Annotated in this window: 16 protein-coding genes; 8 read left to right on the top strand and 8 right to left on the bottom strand. The window is 60.2% G+C overall.

Annotated features, from left to right (window positions below; all coding sequences use genetic code 11):
* Positions 1–132 precede the first annotated feature (132 nt).
* Entirely contained in the window at positions 133–5,736 is a 5,604-nt protein-coding gene (locus HII33_RS05180) for a S8 family serine peptidase (RefSeq protein ID WP_179394753.1), read from the top strand.
* Positions 5,737–5,792: 56 nt separating this feature from the next.
* On the opposite strand, the gene HII33_RS05185 is transcribed toward HII33_RS05180, so the two are convergent.
* From HII33_RS05185 to HII33_RS05205, 5 genes are all read right to left on the bottom strand, one after another.
* Positions 5,793–7,025 (bottom strand): MBL fold metallo-hydrolase, encoded by a 1,233-nt coding sequence (locus HII33_RS05185; RefSeq protein ID WP_179394754.1) that lies wholly within the window; start codon positions 7,023–7,025, stop codon positions 5,793–5,795.
* A gap of 143 nt (positions 7,026–7,168) precedes the next feature.
* Positions 7,169–8,473, bottom strand: coding sequence for an ABC transporter substrate-binding protein (locus tag HII33_RS05190; RefSeq protein ID WP_179394755.1), 1,305 nt, complete (start codon positions 8,471–8,473; stop codon positions 7,169–7,171).
* Between the two features lie 9 nt (positions 8,474–8,482).
* Complete coding sequence (locus tag HII33_RS05195; RefSeq protein ID WP_179394756.1) at positions 8,483–9,304, bottom strand: carbohydrate ABC transporter permease; 822 nt, start codon at positions 9,302–9,304, stop codon at positions 8,483–8,485.
* A gap of 9 nt (positions 9,305–9,313) precedes the next feature.
* Entirely contained in the window at positions 9,314–10,207 is an 894-nt protein-coding gene (locus HII33_RS05200; protein WP_179394757.1) for a carbohydrate ABC transporter permease, read from the bottom strand.
* A complete protein-coding gene (locus tag HII33_RS05205) occupies positions 10,197–11,276 on the bottom strand; it encodes an ABC transporter ATP-binding protein (RefSeq protein ID WP_179394758.1) in 1,080 nt (359 codons plus the stop codon). Before HII33_RS05205 ends, HII33_RS05200 begins: the two co-directional genes overlap by 11 nt.
* A gap of 423 nt (positions 11,277–11,699) precedes the next feature.
* On the opposite strand from HII33_RS05205, the gene HII33_RS05210 reads away from it, so the two are divergent.
* The 4 genes from HII33_RS05210 (at position 11,700) to HII33_RS05225 (ending at position 15,193) form a co-directional block, all read left to right on the top strand.
* Positions 11,700–12,263 carry a GNAT family N-acetyltransferase gene (locus HII33_RS05210; RefSeq protein ID WP_179394759.1) on the top strand — a complete coding sequence of 188 codons (564 nt, stop codon included), beginning with the start codon at positions 11,700–11,702 and terminating at the stop codon, positions 12,261–12,263.
* A gap of 273 nt (positions 12,264–12,536) precedes the next feature.
* The gene (locus HII33_RS05215; protein WP_179394760.1) at positions 12,537–13,094 is read left to right on the top strand and encodes a helix-turn-helix transcriptional regulator; all 558 of its coding nucleotides are present in this window, start codon (positions 12,537–12,539) and stop codon (positions 13,092–13,094) included.
* A 21-nt stretch (positions 13,095–13,115) separates the two neighbouring features.
* Complete coding sequence (locus HII33_RS05220; protein WP_179394761.1) at positions 13,116–13,853, top strand: ABC transporter ATP-binding protein; 738 nt, start codon at positions 13,116–13,118, stop codon at positions 13,851–13,853.
* On the top strand, positions 13,850–15,193 hold the full coding sequence (locus HII33_RS05225; protein ID WP_179394762.1) for a hypothetical protein: 1,344 nt from the start codon (positions 13,850–13,852) through the stop codon (positions 15,191–15,193). The genes HII33_RS05220 and HII33_RS05225 overlap by 4 nt, the downstream gene beginning before the upstream one ends.
* Positions 15,194–15,299: 106 nt before the next feature.
* Here HII33_RS05225 and HII33_RS05230 read toward each other — a convergent pair whose 3' ends face one another.
* Positions 15,300–15,815, bottom strand: a complete 516-nt coding sequence (locus tag HII33_RS05230; RefSeq protein WP_179394763.1) for an LURP-one-related/scramblase family protein — start codon at positions 15,813–15,815, stop codon at positions 15,300–15,302.
* Positions 15,816–15,826: 11 nt separating this feature from the next.
* Positions 15,827–16,705 (bottom strand): Cof-type HAD-IIB family hydrolase, encoded by an 879-nt coding sequence (locus HII33_RS05235; RefSeq protein WP_179394764.1) that lies wholly within the window; start codon positions 16,703–16,705, stop codon positions 15,827–15,829.
* Between the two features lie 122 nt (positions 16,706–16,827).
* Here HII33_RS05235 and HII33_RS05240 point away from each other — a divergent pair, with 122 nt between their 5' ends.
* From HII33_RS05240 to tsaE, 3 genes are all read left to right on the top strand, one after another.
* Positions 16,828–17,511, top strand: coding sequence for a uracil-DNA glycosylase (locus tag HII33_RS05240; protein WP_179394765.1), 684 nt, complete (start codon positions 16,828–16,830; stop codon positions 17,509–17,511).
* Between the two features lie 123 nt (positions 17,512–17,634).
* Entirely contained in the window at positions 17,635–18,612 is a 978-nt protein-coding gene (gene pta / locus HII33_RS05245) for a phosphate acetyltransferase (protein ID WP_179394766.1), read from the top strand.
* Positions 18,613–18,620: 8 nt separating this feature from the next.
* A complete protein-coding gene (gene tsaE, locus HII33_RS05250) occupies positions 18,621–19,070 on the top strand; it encodes a tRNA (adenosine(37)-N6)-threonylcarbamoyltransferase complex ATPase subunit type 1 TsaE (protein ID WP_179394767.1) in 450 nt (149 codons plus the stop codon).
* Positions 19,071–19,282: 212 nt separating this feature from the next.
* Here tsaE and HII33_RS05255 read toward each other — a convergent pair whose 3' ends face one another.
* Entirely contained in the window at positions 19,283–19,822 is a 540-nt protein-coding gene (locus HII33_RS05255) for a 3'-5' exonuclease (protein ID WP_179394768.1), read from the bottom strand.
* Between the last annotated feature and the right edge of the window lie 2 nt (positions 19,823–19,824).

The following is a 19,824-nucleotide window of genomic DNA, read 5'->3' on the forward strand; positions in this document are numbered from 1 at the left end:
CGCCGAATCGTCAATTTTGAAGAAAAGATGAATCAAAGGTTAAAATTTAATGACAATATTCGCTGGGTTTATTATAATATCCATATTGTCGGGGTATGACAATTAATAATCCGAAAAAATGGAGGGGTAGATGTGAAGCTTAAGAACCGTAAATTCACGATCCTGCTGGCGAGCACAGCGGCATTAGGGGCGCTGGCGATCTCACCGATGGAGACGCAGGTCAAGGCGGACATCACGTCGCAACTGCAACAAGCGGCGAAGACTGGCGTCCAAGCCAACGCAGCCGCCACACTGGCGACTGGCGAGACCAGCCCGATCAAACAGGCGATCGCCGATCAACTGGCAGCCAAAGGGATCAACTATAGTACCTTGAGTGCGCTGGAACAGCAGACCGCGTATGTGAACGTGATCGTGCAGCTAGCGGCCAAGCCGGCGGCCGAAAACGGTACGTTGGTCAAGGACTATTCCAGCACGGCCGAGATCCAAACCGAAGCCCAGAAGGTGATCGACGCCCAGGCCGGCGTCAAGGCGCAAGTCAAGGCAATCAAGGGTCAGGCGATCGGCAAGAGCTACGGCTACGTGGTCAACGGCTTCTCAACTAAGGTCCAGGTCGAAGACCTGGCCGCACTGCAGAAGCTGGCCGGCGTGGTCTCGGTCACCATCGACCGTCAGTTCTACTCCGTTGAATCGACATCCAACGACATGGCCAACGTCCAGACCGTCTGGGCCAACTACAAGTACAAGGGCGAAGGTACCGTTGTCTCCGTTATTGACAGCGGCGTGGATGCGTCTCACAAGGACATGCGCCTGAGTGATCCGACCAAGGCCAAGATCAGCCGCGAAGACGCAGACGCCTTCGCCGACTCCGTCGGCTATGGCCGCTTCCTGAGCGATAAGATCCCGTATGGCTACAACTACGCCGACGACTCCGACACCTACATCGCCGACGACACCGTTGAGGAGCAGCACGGCATGCACGTGGCCGGGATCATCGGTGCCAACGGCACCGGCAGCGACCCGACCACCTCGGTGACCGGGGTCGCCCCTGAAGCGCAGCTGCTGGGCATGAAGGTGTTCAGTAACTCTGACGCCGAGGCCACGACGGGGTCCGACACCGTTGTTTCGGCGATCGAAGACTCAGCGAAGCTGGGGGCAGATGTCTTGAACATGTCCCTGGGGTCCACCTCCGGGACACAGACAACAGATGATCCGGAACAGGCCGCGGTCCAAAATGCGATCAACAGCGGGACCGCCGCGGTGATCTCTGCCGGCAACGAAGGCACGACCGGCTCCATGCAAGAGGGCGTCAACAAAAACTACCAGGACAACGAAGACATGGAAACCGTCGGCGCACCTGGGGTCGCACGGAACGCGACGACCGTTGCCTCTGGTGAGAACACCGCTGCGATCGGCTACGCGGTCGCGATCAAAGACGGCGACGAGACGGTCGTTGAACCTGAGCTGACTCAGCTTTCAGTTGGGGCAACGCAGGCTGATTTTGACCAGAAGCAGTTCTTCGTCGCTCGCGACGCAAGCGGCAAGCCGGGGATCGGCACGCCGGACCAGTACACCGCAGACGCGGCGGGCAAAGTCGCCGTCGTCCTGCGTGGGGACATCGACTTCACCGCCAAGCAGGCTAACGCCAAGGCGGCCGGGGCGACTGGGCTGATCATCGTGAACAACACCGGCGATAATCTGCCACTGACGAGCATGCAGCTGGGGACCGATGCGCCGACGATCGGGATGTCTTCGGTCAGTGGCCAAAAGCTGATCGACTGGCTGGATAATGGGCACGCGACTGACACGCTGAGCGTCACGCTGGGGATCCAGCAGACCACGAACGCCAACTACGGCGTCGACAAGCTGTCGACGTTCACCTCCTACGGCCCGACTGCGGATCTGTCCTTCAAGCCGGATATCACGGCGCCAGGGGGTAACATCTGGTCCACCCAGAACAGCAACGGCTACACGAACCTGTCCGGGACCTCGATGGCGTCACCGTTCATCGCGGGGTCACAGGCGCTGTTGAAGCAGGCGATGACCAACCCGGCCAACGCCTTCTACGACTACTACAAGGGGTTGAGCAACGCGGATCTGATCGGGCTGATGAAGACGATCGAGATGAACACAGCGGTGCCGATCTTGGACCAAGACCGCAACGACGCGATCGAATCGCCGCGGCGCCAAGGGGCTGGGATGGTCGATGTCGAAGCAGCGATCGAGCGGCTTGAGACCAACCCGACGACGGTCGTGGCCGACAACGGTTACCCGGGCATCGAGCTGAAGAGCATCGACGGCGACACCAAGACCTTCAAGCTGACCTTCAACAACCCGACGGATCAGGCGCTCAGCTACACGCTCGACCCGACGGAAGGCACCTACGCAGTCTATACCGACAAAGTCGATCAGACGACGGCGATCACGTATGACGAAGCGATCGACGGCGCCTCGGTCACGGCCAATGGCCCGATCGAAGTGCCCGCCGGGGGCAAGACTACCGTTGACTTCACGCTGACGCTGCCGGCAGGGTTCGACGCGAATAAGTACGTCGAAGGGTTCCTGAGCTTCACGGGTAGTGATGCGACCAAGCTGAACATCCCGTACATGGGCTTCCACGGCGACTGGGGCGCACAGGCGATCTTCGACCCGATCAACGGGCAAGTTAGCCAGCTCGTCGGTATCCCAGGCGAGACCTTGCTGTACTCGAAGGACGCCACCGGGCGGTCAGGGATCCTGGGGAGCACGAGCACCGGGACGACCATTGATACCAACGCGATGGCGATCTCGACGAACCCGGAGACGAACTCGGCGAATGTGGCCGGACACGCCTACCTTTTCCGCAACGCGAAGGACATGGAATACCAGATCCTTGATGCAGGCGGGAACGTTGTTGCGACGCTGTCGAAGACCCCATCACAGCGGAAGACCTATTTCTATAAGAATGCTGGGACCTATCAAGTTGCCGCGCTGCCAGAATGGAATACGAAGATCTACAACACCGCGACCGGTCAGTACGAGACGGCCCCGGATGGCCAGTATACGTACCGCGTCTCGGCGGTGGCCGAAGGCGCCGACGAGTCCCAGCGCCAATACCTAGACATGCCATTCAAGATCGACTCCGTGGCCCCAGAGGTCAAGGATCTCGATTTGACGGCTGAAACGGTCAACGGCAAGACCCAGTACTACATGACAGGCGCGATCAAGGACGACTACAGTGGCCTGGGCATCGCGCATGTGATCAGCACCGCGGTCAACAACGTCGTGGCGATGAGCCAGCCGTATGAAGAGACTGGGACCACCGCTGACGGGTTCACCCAGGTCAAGGTCGCGCTGTCCGATAAGCAGGCGGCTCAGCTTGCCCAAGGGGATAACCAAGTCGAATTCTACATCGGCGATAACGCGCAGAACTACACGGATGAGATCAACGATAAGGTCCAGATGCCAGGGCAACCAGGCGCAGGCTTTGTCCTCGATAGCGGCGTGCCGACGACGATCAGTACCGCCAGCGACGATATCGGTCAGCTTGCTGGTGAGATCGTCTACCAGTTCACCGGCCGTTATACCGGTGATGTTTATGGGACCTACGTTGATGCCAACGGTGACACGCAGGAGATGACGGTCGACAATGCGGCAGATCCAGACGCACCGGGTCACAGCAACTTCCTGGCGACGATGCCAGTCGAGCTAGCAGACTACGCCTCGACCATCAAGTTCTACGCGGATGCCGCACACACCCAGTTGCTCGGGAGCTACGATACCAACGTGGCGCTGGGTCAGCCGGATGCTGGAACACTGACCGTCAACGGCGGGCAGACCCAGACCTCCGAAGGCACGGTAAAGATCGAAGGGCAAGTGTCCGATGACGTGGCGATGGCGATGGTCACCGTCAACGGCGTGGACCTGCCGCTGACCGTCGGGGCCGACCAGAAGATCGACGATGAGATCCCTGTTGCCTTCGGGGATAACCAGATCACCGTTGCGCTGGCGGACATGGACGGGAATGTCTCGACCTTCGACTATTCCGTCAACTCGACGTACGATGCGGAGCCGCTCAAGGACGCGGTGACCTTCGATAACGGGATCACGCTCGGTACCAACTACCTCGCGACGGACGCGTCAACGTATGATGCAGCGACCGGGACAGTCACTCTGTCTGGGAAGGTCAAGCACCCGACCACGACCCTGCAGATCGCTGGGCAAAACGTCAAGATCAAGTCTGACCTGACCTTCAGTGTCAAGCTGAACATCGGCACGCAAGGCAAGCACGACTTCAGTGTCGTCTACGGCAACTCCCTGACCGGCGAGACCGTGCAGGAGCGGGTCAGCTACATTCTGGATGCGGTCGCACCGGTCCTGACGCTGGATCAACCGACGGATCAGCCGATCCACACGCAAAACGAATCTTTCACTGTCAGCGGTCGGGTGACCGATAACCTGGACTATGTGGAGGTCTACGTGAACGGGAACGCGGTCCAGATGTCCAGCGGGAACCTGAACTGGAACGGGGCCAAGACTGCGGATGAGACTTTCACCACCCAGGTGAAGCTCAAGCCGGGGAAGAACACGATCGAAGTGGCAGTCGGCGATAGCACCGGCAACGAAGTCGACCGGACACTGACCGTCTACTACGACAGGCCTGTCGCCCAGTCGATCCAAGACGCTATCTCTGCGGCCAAGAAGGCTGTGGCAGACATCGGCGCCAAGACCGACCCGACGACCGGCAAGACCTTCTACGGCGACCTCGATGCGCTGCTCGCAGCCGCTAAGGCGGGCAAGCTCAGTGATGAGGAAGCCCAGGCCCAGCTGGCCGCGATCCAAAAGGCTGCGGCGCAGTTCCGCCACGACCGTGACGCCGCTGCCTTCTCTGCCGCGGTGACCGCCGCCAAGCAACAGCTCGGCGACAAGCTCAACGGGACCGACGCGGCGACCGGCAAGACTTTTGCCGCGACACTCGATGAGCTGATCCAGGCCTTCAACGCCAACCAGCTCGACGGTAAGCAAGCGACAGCCAAGCTGGCGGCGCTCGTGACTGCGGCCGAAAAGGCCGCCGAAACGGCCCCGACCGGTGAGACCACGGACCCAACGGACCCGACGACGGATCCGACTGACCCGACGGCGCCAACCACCGATCCGACGACGGACCCGAGCGAAACCACTGATCCAACCACTGACCCGACAACGACCCCATCTAGCCCGATGCTGGACACGGTCGCCGCGGCGAAGCAGGCGATCGGCACGCTTGGCAACGAGAAGAACCCGGCGACCGGCCGTACCTACTACGGCGACCTCGACTACCTGACGGCCCAGCTCAAGGCCGGCGCGGTGACCGACAAGCAGGCGCAGACGACGCTGAACCAGATCCTGAACCAGGCGTATGTCCTTGGGGACATCGCGACGGTCAAGGCAGCGTTCGCGCAGGCCGGGATCGGCAACACCAAGGATAGCGTGACCGGCCGGTCCTTCTACGGCGATGTCGACTACCTGAAGGCGCAAGCCGCCGCCGGGAAGCTGACCCCAGCCGAAGCGGAGACGCAGCTGAGCGCGATCGTTGAGAACGCCAAGGCGGTTAGCGCCAAAGTCGCAGCCAGCCTGGCTGACTTCAAGGCGACCATCGACGCCGGCAAGACCGGGACCGCGGAAGCGACCAGCACGACCAAGGCGAAGGCCGGCGAGAAATTTGCCGCCTTCATGACCGCGGTCAAGGCCGCCTTCCAGCAGTTCGTCAGCGGCAAGTGATCTGATCTAGCACCGAAAAAACCACGCTCACTGAGCGTGGTTTTTTGGCGTCGGCGTTAATCTGCGTCGAGCGTGTAGTAGAGGTCTTTTTCGGGCAGCAGCACGTCGGCCCGGGTCGCCGCGTCCAGCGACTCCGCTTCGCGTTCGGGCTTGAAGGTGTGCCACGGGACGATCACTTGAGGAGCGACGTGCTGCGCCAGGGCGATCAGATCCGTGCGGGTCGCGTGGCCGGTGCAGGAAAGGAAAGTCAGTGGGATCTGGTGGGCCTGCAGAAAGGCCTGCAGCTGCGCAAAGCGCGGGTCATAGTCGCCCAGCGGTTCGCCGTTCGTATGCACGTAAGCGCTGACCGGCAGATCCGCGAGCCAGTCGCGGTGGGCAAAGGTGGTCTCAAGCAGGTAGTGCGCTGGTGCGGCCTTGAGTGCATCACGTGTCACCGTCTGGTCGATCACTTGATCCGGCGCGGTGCCGGTCATGGTCGTCAGGATCTCAGCGTCGACCGGTTCCCAGACCATCTCCCGGCCGGCGGCGTGGGCCGCGGCCTGTAGGTTCGCCAGCCGCTCGTAGTTCCGGTTGTAGGGGTTGATGGCGACTAGGGCCTTGGCGGTGCGCAGCTGTGCCGTCAGCTGGGTGACCAGTGTCGCTTCGGTCAGCGGGGCGCTCGGGTGGGCCTGGTCCTCCACCGGGGTGTCGGTGTCAAAAGAGAAGGTCGTGCCTTCGAGTAGGAACATCGCAAGCTTCTTAGTGGCAAACACGTCCGCCCAGTGATCGACGCGGTCGCGGTGCGGCCCGTTCAGGCGCACGTCACCGGAGTGGCCGTAGTAACGGTGGCCGTCGTGAACGAGCAGCGCCATCGCACCGGGTTCGTCGTGGTCGGAGGGGTAGCCGGTGACGGTGAACTGCCCTACGGTGAGCGGTGTCTCCGCAGGTAGCGGGTGGAGGTTCGCGACCGGCGCTTCGAGGCCGAGGGTGATCAGCGTCTGGTACAGTCGGTAGCTCGGCGCGCTGAGGTAGACCGGGATATCGCGCTGCAGGTACTGCAACGCCCCCATGTGATCGATGTGCAGATGCGAGATGAAGAGCGCCTCATGGGCGTAGTCATCGGCGTGGTCTGGCAGCAACAGGTCGGGAACGTTTGGGAGCTTGCCCGCAGCGATCGCTGACGCGACGGTCTCATCGCTCAGGTCGGCAGCGACGCCGAAGTCCATGATCACCCGACTGTCCCCTTGGGTGAATTCCACGATGTTGCCACCGATCGTAGCCAATCCATTCAAAAATCTAACTTGAGTCATAAGGGTCCTTTCTGCGCCCAGGGGCGGTCTCTGGGTAACGGTCTACTGTATCATATTTTTAGCGTGGGGTCGACGGGCAAAAAAAGACCGCTCACTGAGCGGTCTCGCCCCACCTCACGCCTTGAGGCGGGGGCGTGCTACGGCTAGTTGTTGTCTTTGATGATCTGTTCCGTCTTGGTCTGCAGGTCGCCCATGGCTTTTTCTGGGGTCTCCTTCTTGGTCAGCATCGCATCAACGGCGCTGAGCAAGTTGTTGCGGTACTCTGTGAAGCCAATGAACGCGGTGGACTGGAACCCTGCGGCCAGGGAATCGACGGAGGCCACGGCGGTCGGGTCCTTCTTCAGGAAAGCCTGGAAGCCGGCGTCTTCGACTGCGGACTTGCGCAGCGGCACGTAGCCGGTCGCTTCGGCCCACTTGATCGTCTCCTTCTTGCTCATCAGGAACTTCATGAAGGCCCAGGCGCCTTTTTGCTGGTCGGTAGAGGCGGACTTGAACATCACGATGTCGTTACCCGCCAGTTCGGTCGCGGATTCGCCCTTGTAGGTCGGCAGTGGCATGGTGCCCCAGTCGAGGTCTTTTGGGGCGCCGGTCTTCATGTGAGAGACCCCGGCAGAGGAGCCCACGTAGAACAGGGTCTTGCCGGAGGTGAAGGCCTTGTCGCCGTAGATGTCTTCGCCGGCTGTCTTAGCTTCACCGTTTTGGATCATGTCCCAGATGAAGTGGGTCGCTTCAAGCGTCTTCTTGCTGTCGAGGTTGGCCTTGAAGGACTTGCCCTTGGTCGCGACCAGGGCGTTGCCGTTCTGGCGCGCAAGCCCTTCGAGTTCCATGTCGAAGGACTTGTCGAAGCCGACGGCCATTACGCCCTTAGCCTTCAAGCTTGGGGCCATCTTGGCGATGTCTTCCCAGCTCGTCGGCATCTTGACGCCCAGCTTGTCCATCAGGGTCTTGTTGTAGTACATGATCCGCGTGGACTTGGAGAACGGGATGGAGTAGTACTTCCCTTGGTACTTGGAGCTAGAGATGAAGGCCGGGTAGATGTCCTTCAGGTCGCTGGCAGACAGCTTATCGCTCCCGTCGATCATGTACGGATCGAGCGGGGTGATGAAGCCGTTTTTCACGTAGTCCGGCACGGTGGTGTAGGTGGTCTGCGCGATGGTCGGCAGGCTCTTGCTCTTCGCGCCGGCCATGATCTTCTGCTGCAGGGCGGTGTAGTCGCCTTGCGCGGTCCCTTTGACGACGTACTTATCTTCGGAGTCGTTGAAGTCCTTGATGATGGTGTTCAGTGCCTTGGCGTAAGGGCCGTTCATGCCGTGCCAAAACGTGATGGTGACCTTCGAATCGCTACCAGACTTCTTGTCGGCGCTGTTGCTTGAGCACCCAGCGAGGGCCAGGCCCATCGCGAGTGCGGCAACGCCGAGCAGTGACTTACCCCAAACAGTCTTTTTCATGAGTTGAACTCATCCTTTCAATCCAGCCTTAGAGATCCCAGCAATAATGTATTTTTGTAAAAACATGTACAACACGACCATCGGAATGATGACGAACGTCGACGCGGCCATTAGGAGCTGATATTCCGTGCCGGCGTCGGTCGTGAAGGCTTGCAGCCCGACCGGCAGCGTCCGCATCGTTTCGGTGTTGGTGACGATCAGCGGCCACATGAAGGCGTTCCACGAGCCGATGACTTGAAGTACGGTGACGGCAGTGATGGTCGACTTGCTCATCGGCACCAAGACGGTCCAGAGGTACTTCCAGTCCGTTGCGCCGTCCATCTTGGCGGCGTAGTAGATCTGCTCTGGCGTCGATTGGAACGCTTGCCGAAGGGTGAAGACCGTGAAGAAGCTGGCCAGCCACGGCACGATCAAGGCCGCATAGTGGTCGATCATGCCCAGTTTGGACAGTGTCACGAAGTTCGGGATGATCAGCATTTCGCCTGGGATCATCATCGTCCCTAAAAAGATGACAAAGATCAGGTTCTTGCCGAAGAACTTCAGGCGGGCGAAGGCGAAGGCCGCGAGGATACTGGTGAACAGCTGGCCGACGGTGGTGACCGTCGTGACGACCACGCTGTTGACGAAGTAGCGGGCGAACGGGGCCGCCTGCCACGCCTTGAGGTAGTTGCCCCACTGGAGGGCTTTGGGGATCCAGACTGGTGGCGTCTTGATCGTCTCAGGCGAGGTCTTGAGCGATGTTGAGATCATCCACAGGAAGGGGATCAGCATCGTCAAGGCGCCGAGCGCCACGATCGCGTACAGCAGGACCTTACTTAGTTTTTTGGCCATAGTGTCCTCCTAGTAGTGCACATGCTTGCGCGAGTACCACATCTGAACGAGGGTCACGAGCAAGATGAGGAAGAACAGGACCACACCGCTGGCAGCGGCGACCGGATACTTGTACTCCGTGTAGAACTTCTGATAGAGGTAATACACGATCGTCAAGTCGGCCTTCCCTGGTCCCGGCGTGCCTTGGAACAAGGCGAAGATCTGATCGAACACCTTGAAGGAGCCGATGATGCCATTGACCGAGACCAAGAAGGTGATCGGCGACAGCAGCGGGATCGTCACGTTCCAGAAGCGTTGCAGCGCGTTGGCTCCGTCGATCTCCGCGGCGTTGTAGTAGCCCTTATCGATGTTGTTCAACCCCACGAGAAATAAGATGATGTTGAACCCCAGGCCCTTCCAGATACTCATGATGATCAGCGCCAGCAGGGCGTAGTGCGGGTCGGTCAACCAATTGATCGGATGGATCCCGAACCACCCGAGGAAGTAGTTCATCAGCCCGTAATCGGAGTGATAGATCCAGTTCCACACCATGGCGATGGCGACGGTGCTGGTGACGAACGGCAGGAAGTACACGGTCCGGAAGAATCCGGAGAGCCACTTGACCTGATTGAGCAGCAAGGCGATCACGAGCGATAAGATCACCGTGGTCGGCACGACGCCGGCGACGAAGATCAGCGTGTTGCGGACCGCCAAGTGAAAATCTGGGTCGTTCCACAGCGTGATAAAGTTGTCGAGCCCGAGCCCGCCGACTTGATCGGTGTAGAAGTTGTAGTCCGTGTAGAAGCTCATCAAGAAACTCGAGATGATCGGCCAGATGTTGAAGACAAGGGTGATCACCAGCATCGGCAAGAGGTATAGCAGTGCCTTCAGCGAGGACTTGATCGTCGGCTTCTCATTGATCATGGTCGTCACCGCCAAAGATCAACGCGCCGGCCTCATCGAAGAGGAAGAAGCCGGCCTTGGTCAGGAAGAAGTCGCCTTCCGTCTGTGCGGTGGGCAGCCCGGCCATCTCGGTGGACAACAGGACGGCCCCATTGTAGGTCAGCTCCGCGGTCGCCTCACGCCCGAACTTCTGCGTCTGACGCAAGCCGGCGTGGATCGTGGCGACCATGCCTTGACCGTTGTCGAACGGAACGATCGCTTCGCTGCGGACCCCGGCCGTGACGGCACGCGCCAAAATGCTGGCCGGTACACTGGCGACGAGATCGGCGCGTAGCGCGTCAGCCGGTAGCGTGTTGATCACTGGCTCGCCGATGAACTTCGCGACGAATAAGTTGCTCGGCGCTTCGTACAAGGCGGTCGGGGTGCTGAATTGCTGGATCGACCCGTGCGCAAGGACCATGATGTGATCCGAGATGTGTAGGGCCTCGTCCTGATCGTGGGTGACGAAGATCGTCGTCACGCCGGTCTCCCGCTGGATGCGGCGGATCTCCTGGCGCATTTCGATGCGCAGGCGTGCATCGAGGTTCGACAGCGGCTCATCCAGGAGCAGTAGCGACGGCGATTTCGCCAGCGCTCGCGCGATGGCGACTCGCTGTTGTTGGCCACCTGACAGCTCGCCGGGCTTCTTGTCCAGCTGGTCGTCGACGTGAACGAGCTTCGCCAGCTCTTCTGCCCGCTTGTAGCGGTCCGCCTTCTTGACTTTTTGCATCTTCAGCGGGAACGCGATATTATCGCGGACACTCAGATGCGGATACAAGGCATAGTTTTGGAACACCATGCCGACTTTGCGCGCCAAGGCGTCTTTTTTGGTCACGTCTGTGTCGCCAAAAAAAATCTGCCCCTTGGTCGCGGGCAGCAATCCTGAAATCAGGTTCAGGGTCGTTGTCTTGCCACCACCACTTGGCCCCAGCAGGGAAACTAGCGCGCCGTCAGGAATCTCGAAGTTGAGATGCTTGAGGGTGTCTTTCTTCCCGTCGTAGGACAAAGTGACGTCTTTAAACGTTACTTTCAACCCGGTTCGCTCCTTCATCTGTGTCGTTCTGGTGCCACTTTCTGCCGTCAGAGTCACCATCGCAATGGTAGCAGAGAACCGGCCTGCACACAAGATGTAGTGGCCACCGGTGACGATTGGAGACACCTTGAGCGCCCGCGGGTTAAGCGGGGCGACGCCTTCTTTCACCGGCGGATGATGGGGCGCGGCATGCTGTGTGGGCCCCGACAAAAAACCTTGCGTGACTTTGGCTGCGCGGTGAGCCATAAAAGCGACTGGACTGCTCGAGCAGGCGGGCGCGATGATCGACCCGGACGGGCTGATCGGCACTTGGTCCCCTTTGACCGGGCCTCGGGGGTGCGATCGCGGTGTGCTATACTGAATACGACCCGATGCCAGCGCGCGTGTAAAGGAGGGAGATCACGGCGGCGTGCGTTGACGGGGAGAACGCCGTGATGTCGTATGATCCGTCCTGCTCAACCGGCGGACGCCCGATCTGTGGTGCCGCTGATCAACATTGTCTTCGAAGAGATGGAAGTGCCTGAGTTGATGGCGTTGCCGTCAGCGCAGTTGACCGCCATCTTCGAACGCGCCTTTTTATTGAAAGACTACCGCTATGGTTACCCGCAGACGTTCGTCCACGTCGGAGAGGCGGGTGTCGACGGGATCCTCGTCGGTTACCCCCACGCGGCCGAGGCGCATATCGATGATGCCTTTGCCCCCTTGTTGCCGGAGTTGGGGATGGCGCCCGATCAAGAACTGTTCCCGGATACTGAGACTGCGGCCGGTGAATGGTATGTCGACACCCTAGCGGTCGCACCGAGCGCGCAGGGCCACGGGGTCGGCACAGCGCTGCTGACCGGGGTCGAGGCCTTGCTACGGGCACGCGGCGAACGCCTGCTATCGCTGAACGTTGACCAGACTAACCCGCGGGCCGAGCAACTGTACCGCAAAGTCGGCTACACCAAGGCGGGCGAGCTGATGATCGGCTCGCACCGGTACAACCATATGGTCAAGGCACTGTGAGCAGTGGCCATGACTGAGGACGGTCCAAGACGCGCACGCGCTGTGTGCGTTTTTTTAGTGTAGGTATCGTGAACCTTAGCGAGCCGGATCACCATCAGTCGCCGCCAGCGTGGCCACTGAACGGCCTCAGAGCGGCGGCCGCTGGGCTGACACCAGCGTTATTTCCCGGGTTAAGTGCCGCAACGGGTCAAAAAGGTGGACCGATCAAATAAATTGTTAGGCGTCAGCGACGCGATGTGGCTTAATGAAGGAGGTTGGAAGGGAGCTGACGGTATGGTCGAAACGATCGGTGAACGCATACGCATCAGACGTCATCAGAAGGGCCTCACGCAGGCGCAGGTGGCCGATCAGTTGTTTGTGACGCAGCAGACGGTTGCACGGTGGGAGCGTGGGCACCACACCCCACCGGTGACAGCCATCCAGGATCTGGCGCGGCTGTTAGATGTCGAAAGTAGCTATTTTTTTGGCGAAGACAAAGTGGTGACCCGCCACTTCAACTTCTTTGCGTTGTTCGGTAGCCTCACGTTCAACTTCTTGTTCTTCTGGCTGGCAGCGGTCGTGCTGATCTCGACTCAGTTGGCACTGTGGGGCACGGCAGGCGTGTGCTTGCTCTCGCCCGTCATTATCCTCTGGCAGAACTGGGCGGGGCTTGAGGTGCTCACATTCGGGCGATTGCTGGGGGCGATCGTTGCCGCGCTGATCGTCTGTCTGCTGCGGCCACTGCTGTGGCAGGAGACAAGGCACGTGAAACGGCTCCTGCGCGCGTATTACCGCTACAATGTGGATGCCGTCGTGTACCAAGTGGTCGCCAAAGCACCTGATCGGCAGTAGACGGAAGCAGAGGGAAAAACAATGGGAACGATAATTGAAGCGACCGGCGTGATGAAGCGCGTCCGGTCTGGGGCAGGGCGGCCAACGCAGGAGATCTTACGCGGCGTCGATTTTGCCGCATCGCCGGGGGAATTCGTGAGCATTCTCGGCCCGTCTGGATCGGGCAAGTCGACACTATTGCGGTGTCTCTCCGGCCTGACCCCTTTAAGTGATGGCCACGTCTTCATTCAAGGCAGCGATATCAGCCAATTGACTGCGACGCGACTAGCTGTTCTGAGGCGAACCGTGATCAGCTACATCTTCCAGTCGTATAACTTGCTGCCGGCGCTTTCCGCATTTGACAATATCGTGCTCCCCCTGCGGCTCGCGCACCGACATATTGATGCGGCGGCCGTGCAACGGCTGATGAACGACCTCCGCTTTGAGGCGTCGCTCACGCAGTTGCCTGCCGCGTTGTCGGGTGGGGAGCAGCAGAAGGTCGCGATCGCAAGGGCGCTTGTTGAACGCGCACAAGTCGTTTTTGCAGACGAGCCGACTGGCGCGCTTGACACGGTGTCTCGTCAGATCATTTTCACGCGGTTACAGGCACTCGCCCAAGCAGGGGCCTGTGTGGTGATGGTCACCCACGATATTGCGCAAGCCGCGCAGACCGATCGTGCGTTGTTGTTGCGTGATGGGCAGATCGTATGCGCGTTTCGGCACCCCAGCGAGGGGGCCCTTTTTGCCGCGATGCGCGGGTCTGAGGAGGTGCACGTATGATCCGATTGGGCCTCTTGCAGTTCAAACACGCCTGGCGGCTGTGGCTGACCGCCAGCTTTGTGTTCGGGGTCTCGGGGTGGCTGATCGCCTTGTGTACGATCGGGCTCACGTCGATCCAAGCGGTCATTACGCGCGCGGACGGTCCCTCAGTGGACCCCACCCCAATGTTTGTCTCGCCCATGATCTTTGGCGGCCTGACGCTGTTTTTCGTGATGGCGGGGGTCATCCGGCAAGTTATTCAGGCCTTGCGCAGGGAGTATCAACTGTGGGTCACGCTTGGCAGTACACCGCGGCAGGTCGCGCTGCTCGTGGGCACGCAACTCGGGGTGCTGGGTGCGCTAGCTGGGGGTGGTGGCTATTGGTGTGCGGTGTTGATGATCGGCCCGGTCTATTCGCACTTGCAGGCGTTGATCGGGCGAGACATGCTGCCTGACGTTGCGTTCAGCGCCTCACTCACCAGTTGGGGGCTCACCATGGCGATCGTGATCCTCACCTGTCTTCTTGGCGGATCACTGCGCACCCGTCAGGTCCTGGCGCGTGCGTTGGGCGCTGAACCGCGTGTTTCCGCTTCAGCGGGGTTCTTCACCGCCGTAGCGCTTATCGGTCTGGTTGCTGCGATCGGTTATATTTGGCGCGATGACTGGTCACTGGGGCTGCCGCAAGCCCCTGCGTTGAAAGGCGTGCAGGGGTTATTTTTCGCTTTATTCTTTCTTGTTTTCCTCCAGACTGCGGCAAGTCGCTGGGGGCTCTCCTGGCTGCTGCGAGGTTTGACTAAGGTGTCCGCGGGTTGTCAGGGCGGATTGATCTCGACCGCAAGAGCCCAGAGCCTGGCCAACGCAGCTCAGATCGTGACCGCCGGCGTGCCAGTCTTGATCGTGCAGACCTTGGTCGCCGGGCTGTATGCGATCCTCTTTGGGCTTGCTGGGCCTGAAGGGGTGGATGTCGCTAACGCGGTGGCGGCCTTCTTCGCCTATGCAGGGGCACCGGCCCTCTTGGTCATCGCGAATGTCGTGACCATGACGATGCTCAAGTCCAGTCAGCAGCTGGACCACCTGAGGCAGCTCCATGGGTTGGGCTTCACCCGCGCGCAGTTGATCGGGGCGCGGTTTTTGGAAGACGTGTACGCGTCAGTGTTGCTGTGGCTTGCGATGCTACTCAGTGATACGGGCCTATTTCTATTGCTCCAGGTGGTTTGCGTCAAACTTGGTACGTCTGCGCGGGTTGGCGTGACTTCACTTTGGGCGATCGCAGGCGTGACCGCACTGATCGACCTGATCGTGTTCGGGTGTCTCGATGGGGTATACGTCGGGCGCGCACCGCTGGATCAAGTTGCTCGGTAATTCGTGCGTGACGCTGATCTACGGTTCTGAGCGGCGTTGATCGTTGCGAACTGCAAAAACGTCCGCGCTTCTTAGACGAAGGGCGGACGCTCTGTGAGGTGGTGGGTCACATCCCGTAGCTGACGCCAGGCGTGCGCCGCATCAGTGGGTTGCGCAACTGAGTCTGACGCCAGCGATCGAGGATCGCGGCGATCAGGAGGCCGGCGGGGACGTCGGCGTCGTTGCGAATATCGACTTCGAAGGTCGTGCCGGTCGCGGCACCGACCGCCGCGATGGTGGTCACGGTCTTCACCCCGTGGTAGACGTGATAATCATTCGCAAGCAGGTTGCCGATGATCATCCAGTTGAGATCGGAGACGAAGACGAATTCGTGCCACAGGCCGAGCACCTTTTTCACCGAACCGATGCGCTGGCGGTCGATATACAGGTCGTAGCGGGGGAAGAAGCCCACGGTTTTTTGGCGGATACTACCGATCGACTCACCGGCGATGGTGTGCAGATTGAACCCGTCATTGGCCAGGCCGTGGCGGCCGGTCAGGATGTAGCGCGGTGTCGACTGGTCATCTTTGACCACGGTCATCCCGCCGTCTTGTAGCGCTTGCGCGTCGATGTACAGTCGCATGCTCGCTCATCTCACTTTTCCGCTGCGTTGAGTTCGATCGCCTTCATGATCGCCTTGCCCACCCCGTCTTCGGTGTTGATCGCAGTGGTCATCCACGCCATCTGCTTGATCTGGGGGATCGCGTTGCCCATCGCGACGCCGTACTTGGCCATCGCGATCATCGACGCGTCGTTGAGGTTGTCACCGACGGTCATCACCTCATCCATCGTGATGCCTTTTTGCGCGGCGTAGGCCTTGAGGGCGATGCCTTTTTGCGCGTTGATGTGGTTGATCTCGATGTTCGTGCGCGAGCTGGAGGTCACGACGAGGCGTCCGGTCGCTTCGAGTTCACGCTGCGGGTCGCCCAGCACGTCTTGCCCTTGGGCCGCGAACGCGATGATCTTCATCACTTCGGTGGCGGGGTCAGCCAGGATCGGGCCGTAGTCGTCGACGTAGGTGATGTTCATCAGCTCGAGCCGTGCTGCCGCCAGGGCAACCGCGATCTTATAGGTCGTGTCCGGGTTGAGGTTGACGAGCAGATCCGCGACGTTCTGGATCCGCGCAACCTTGTTATCGGAGACCACCCCTTTGTCCGTCACCAGCTCGAAGTAGATGTGGCGGCTCGCGAGCGTCTCGATGATCATCGGCAGGATGTCGCGGTCCAGTGGGACGTCGACTTTGAGCACGCCGCTCTCGTCGTAGACGCGCGCCCCGTTCAGCGCGATGAACGCAGGGTTCAAGTCGTGCTCGGCCAAAAGTGGCTTGGCCTCGGAGATGTTACGCCCCGTCGCGACCATGAACTCGATCCCTGCGGCCTTTGCGGCTTTGATCGCCGCGGCGTTGCCTGCAGAGACCTGCATCTTGTCGTTGAGCAGCGTGCCATCCATGTCTGATGCGATGATTTTGATCAAACTGATCCCTCCATTGTTGAATGCGCATTCTCTTTCATAAGAATAGCATGAAATCGCCGCATTCGGTAGCCAAGCCGGCGGCGCTTTTGTACACTAGAAGGCGAACAAATGGAGGTGGCACAGTGAAAACGTTGATCCACAATGATTGGCAGACGGTCCTGGCGCCGGTGTTCGCCGGGCCGGAGTACGCGCAGCTTCACCAATTTCTGAAGCAAGAGTACGCGACGCGGACGATCTATCCCGAGATGCACCACATCTTTCAGGCGTTCGAGTGGACGCCGTTCGCCCAGACCAAGGTCGTGATCCTCGGTCAGGATCCGTATCACGGCCCGAACCAGGCAGTCGGGGCAAGCTTCGCGGTCAGCCCGGAAGTGCCGTTGCCCCCTTCGCTCCAGAACATCTACAAGGAGTTGCAAGACGACCTTGGCTACGCGCCGGTGCGCCACGGGTACCTAAAATCGTGGGCGACGCAGGGGGTGCTACTGCTCAACACGGTCTTGACGGTGCGTGACGGGCAGGCGAACTCCCATCAGCATCACGGGTGGGAGACGTTGACGGACGCGGCGATCGCGGCACTGTCGGACCGGGGTGAGGTCGTATTCATCCTCTGGGGTAGCGCAGCTAAGGCGAAGGCGGCATTGATCGATCGCAGTCAAAACGCGATCCTGACCTCGGTCCACCCAAGCCCACTGTCGGCTTACCGCGGCTTCTTCGGGAGCCGCCCGTTCTCACAGACGAATGCGCTGTTGGCACAGATGGGTGAGGGACCGATCGACTGGCAGCTACAGGCGACGCCTCAGGTGTAATAGTCGAGCGGCAAAAGTGTCCCAGTAACGGCCTGCGGATGTTGCCGCAGCGCGAGGGGACTGGTATGATAATCACCGAAGCGTGAATGCGCTAACATGACCATCACATTGGAGGGACTCCTTTTGGATTTATTTGATAGCTTGAAACAAAAGATCAACGGCAAAGATCTGACCATCGTTTTCCCTGAGGGTAACGACCCACGTATCATCGGTGCGGCGGTGCGTCTGGCAGCGGACGGCCTGCTGAAGCCGATCCTGCTCGGCAACGCAGACGAGATCAAGTCTGTGGCCACGGCCAAGGGCTTCGACCTGACCAAAGTCGAGCTCCGCGACCCGACCACTGACGCGATCCATGATGACATGGCAGCGGCTTTCGTTGAGCGGCGCAAGGGCAAGGCGACGCCGGCGCAAGCCGATCAGATCGTCAAGGATCCGAACTACTTCGGGACCATGCTCGTCTACCTTGGCAAGGCTAACGGGATGGTCAGCGGTGCCGTTCACTCCACGGCGGACACCGTGCGCCCTGCGTTGCAGATCGTGAAGACCCGGCCGGATGCGTCCCGCATCAGTGGCGCCTTCATCATGCAACGGGGCCGCGACGAGCGTTACTTGTTCGCAGATAACGCGATCAATATCGACCCGAACGCGCAGGAGCTGGCTGAGATCGCCGTTGAATCCGCCCGGACCGCCAAGCTGTTCGATATCGATCCAAAAGTCGCCTTGTTGAGCTTCTCGACCAAGGGCTCGGCCAAGGCACCACAGGTGGATAAGGTCGTTGAAGCGACCAAGATCGCGCACGAACTAGCGCCAGACCTGGTACTCGACGGCGAACTGCAATTCGATGCCGCCTTCGTGCCGTCCGTCGCCAAGCTCAAAGCGCCGGATTCGGACGTGGCCGGGAATGCCAACGTCTTCATCTTCCCCGACCTGCAAGCTGGTAACATCGGCTACAAGATCGCGCAACGCTTCGGCGGTTTCGAAGCGATCGGCCCGATCTTGCAAGGCCTCAACGCGCCGGTCGCGGACCTTTCCCGCGGCGCGAATGAGGAAGATGTTTACAAGCTCGCGATCATCACCGCGGCCCAGAACATCACAGACTAGGAGACGCCATGGAATTTTTGACCGAAGCAGAACTGCAGGCTTTTGCCTGCCGGCTCGCCCCACACCTTGAAGCAGGCGACATCCTGTTGCTTGACGGGGACCTTGGCGCTGGCAAGACCAGTTTCACGAAAGGCTTGGCCCAAGGACTGGGGTTGCGCGACTACATCAAGAGCCCGACTTTCACGATCATTCGCGAGTACCAAGGCGGCCGGTTGCCGTTGTACCACATGGATATTTACCGGCTAGAAGACGGTGGTGCGGCAGACCTGGGGCTAGAAGAGTATTTTGAAGGCGACGGGGTCAGTGTGGTCGAGTGGCCGGACTTCCTCGGGGTCGCGATGCCGGAGGACTACCTGCTGATCCACTTCCACAAAGATCCCACAGACGACAACAAGCGCACCCTGACCTTTGAACCGGTCGGTACGCGCGCCCAGCAGTTGCTAGACGCGCTGGACTGAGAGTGCGCGAGCGCGGGCTTGCGGGTACCGTGGCCGGAGCTGAGACGACTTTGACGTCTCAGCTTTTTTAATTGCCTGGGAAATGTTTGGACGCCAATGGTGGTGGTCGAACGGATCCCTGCGTTGACGCGCGCAGGCGACCCAAATGACCCGGGCCCCTGGCGCCAGCGATGGCAGTCAGGGGCCCGGGTCATGGGTCAGCGAGCAAGCGGTCACGCCGCGGTAATCTTCATCAGCGGGCGCAGTTGGGATTCGCCGAACTGCGCGGCCTGGCCCAGCAGGATGCGGGCGCAGGCGTAGCTGTCGGCCAATGCGTTGTGGTGATTGGCGAGCTTGATGTTCATCGCGGCGCTCACCGTATCTAGCCGGTGGTTGGGCAACTCGGGCATCAGCCGTTTCGAGGTGCGGACAGTGTCGATCACCTGGTAGCGTGGGACTGGAATGTCGTAGCGCTCCAGGGTCCGGCGTAGAACGGAGACGTCGAACGGCGAATTGTGGGCCGTCACGATCCGACTGGGGGTGAAGAAGCTGGCGATGTGCGGCCAGACGGCAGGAAAGGTCGGCTGACCGACCACCATAGCGGGGCGAATGTGGTGAATGCGAACGTTTTGGGGATCGAATTCGGTCTCCGGGTCGATCAGCGTGTAGAAGCTATCGGTGATCTGGCTGTTTTCGACCACAACGATCGCGAGCGAGCAGGCGCTGGCCCGTTGACGGCTGGCGGTCTCGAAGTCCATTGCGATAAAATTCATGG

Origin of the sequence: Lacticaseibacillus absianus, assembly GCF_013407595.1 — a bacterium.
Classification (GTDB): domain Bacteria; phylum Bacillota; class Bacilli; order Lactobacillales; family Lactobacillaceae; genus Lacticaseibacillus; species Lacticaseibacillus absianus.